The sequence below is a fragment of the Pseudomonas edaphica genome, from assembly GCF_005863185.1.
GTDB classification, from domain to species: domain Bacteria; phylum Pseudomonadota; class Gammaproteobacteria; order Pseudomonadales; family Pseudomonadaceae; genus Aquipseudomonas; species Aquipseudomonas edaphica.
This window is the reverse complement of record NZ_VBVZ01000944.1, coordinates 1-1569: the sequence shown is the minus strand read 5'-3', so window position 1 is coordinate 1569 and position 1569 is coordinate 1. Positions and strand designations below refer to the sequence as shown.

Annotated in this window: 1 protein-coding gene; it reads left to right on the top strand. The window is 60.7% G+C overall.

Going from position 1 to position 1569, the window contains the following annotated elements; translation table 11 throughout:
- Positions 1–39: 39 nt before the first annotated feature.
- The gene (locus tag FEM54_RS32325) at positions 40–1491 is read left to right on the top strand and encodes a mannose-1-phosphate guanylyltransferase/mannose-6-phosphate isomerase (RefSeq protein WP_138454256.1); all 1452 of its coding nucleotides are present in this window, start codon (positions 40–42) and stop codon (positions 1489–1491) included.
- Positions 1492–1569 lie beyond the last annotated feature (78 nt).

Sequence of the window (1569 nt, the reverse complement as noted above, 5' to 3'; positions counted from 1 at the left end):
TCGTAGCTCTGACCCAAATCGATTCAAGGAGAAACACCCATGATCCCAGTAATCCTTTCCGGTGGTAGCGGCTCACGTCTTTGGCCGCTTTCCCGCAAACAGTTCCCCAAGCAATTCCTGGCCTTGACCGGCGAACACACACTGTTCCAGCAAACCCTGGAGCGCCTGGTGTTCGAAGGCATGGACGCCCCGATCGTGGTCTGCAACAAGGACCACCGCTTCATCGTCAACGAGCAACTGAGCACGCGTAAGCTCGAATGCCAACGCATCCTGATGGAGCCGTTCGGCCGCAACACCGCGCCGGCCGTGGCCCTGACTGCGATGATGCTGGTCAACGAAGGCCGCGACGAGCTGATGCTGGTGCTGCCCGCCGACCACGTGATCGACGACCAGAAAGCCCTGCAACGCGCCCTGGCCCTGGCCACCGTGGCGGCCGAGCGTGGCGAGATGGTGCTGTTCGGCGTGCCGGCAACCCGCCCGGAAACCGGTTACGGCTACATCAAGTCCAGCAACGATTCGCTGCTGCCCGAAGGCGTCAGCCGCGTGCAACAGTTCGTGGAAAAACCCGATGAAAAACGCGCCGTCGAGTTCGTCAAAAGCGGCGGCTACTTCTGGAACAGCGGCATGTTCCTGTTCCGCGCCAGCCGTTTTCTTGAAGAGCTGAAAAAACACGACCCGGACATCTACGACACCTGCGTGCTGACCCTGGAACGCAGCGAGCAAGATGCCGACACCGTGACCTTCGACGAATCTACCTTCGCCTGCTGCCCGGACAACTCCATCGACTACGCCGTGATGGAAAAAACCCAGCGCGCCTGCGTGGTGCCGTTGAGTGCCGGCTGGAGCGACGTGGGTTGCTGGGCCTCGTTGTGGGCGGTCAATGACAAAGACGTCAATGGCAACGTCAGCAAAGGCGACGTGGTCATCCAGGACAGCCGCAACTGCATGATCCACGGCAACGGCAAGCTGGTGTCGGTGATCGGCCTGGACAATATCGTGGTGGTGGAAACCAAGGACGCGATGATGATTGCCCACAAGGACAAGGTCCAGGGCGTCAAGCAGATGGTCTCCACCCTCAACGAACAGGGCCGCAGCGAAACCCAGAACCACTGCGAAGTCTACCGCCCGTGGGGCTCCTACGACTCGGTGGACATGGGCGGGCGTTTCCAGGTCAAGCACATCTCGGTCAAGCCGGGCGCGTGCCTGTCGCTGCAGATGCACCACCACCGCGCCGAACACTGGATCGTGGTCAGCGGCACGGCCGAAGTCACCTGTGACGACAACGTGTTCCTGCTCTGCGAGAACCAGTCCACCTACATCCCGATCGCCTCGGTGCACCGCCTGCGTAACCCGGGCAAGATCCCGTTGGAGATCATCGAAGTGCAATCGGGCAGCTACCTGGGCGAAGACGATATCGAGCGCTTTGAAGATATCTACGGTCGCTCGACGCCGGTTGAACGTGGCGTTTCGGTGAAAACTATCGCGCAGTAACACGGTCGTACAAGAAGCCCTCATCCAGCCCGTTGCGTCCCCTATCCGCAGTGGGCTGGGTGGGGGCTTTTTCTTGGG

Bases quoted from the DNA above. Each gene is read 5' to 3' on its own strand.
- FEM54_RS32325 (WP_138454256.1), top strand. From the start codon at position 40: ATGATCCCAGTAATCCTTTCCGGTGGTAGCGGCTCACGTCTTTGGCCG.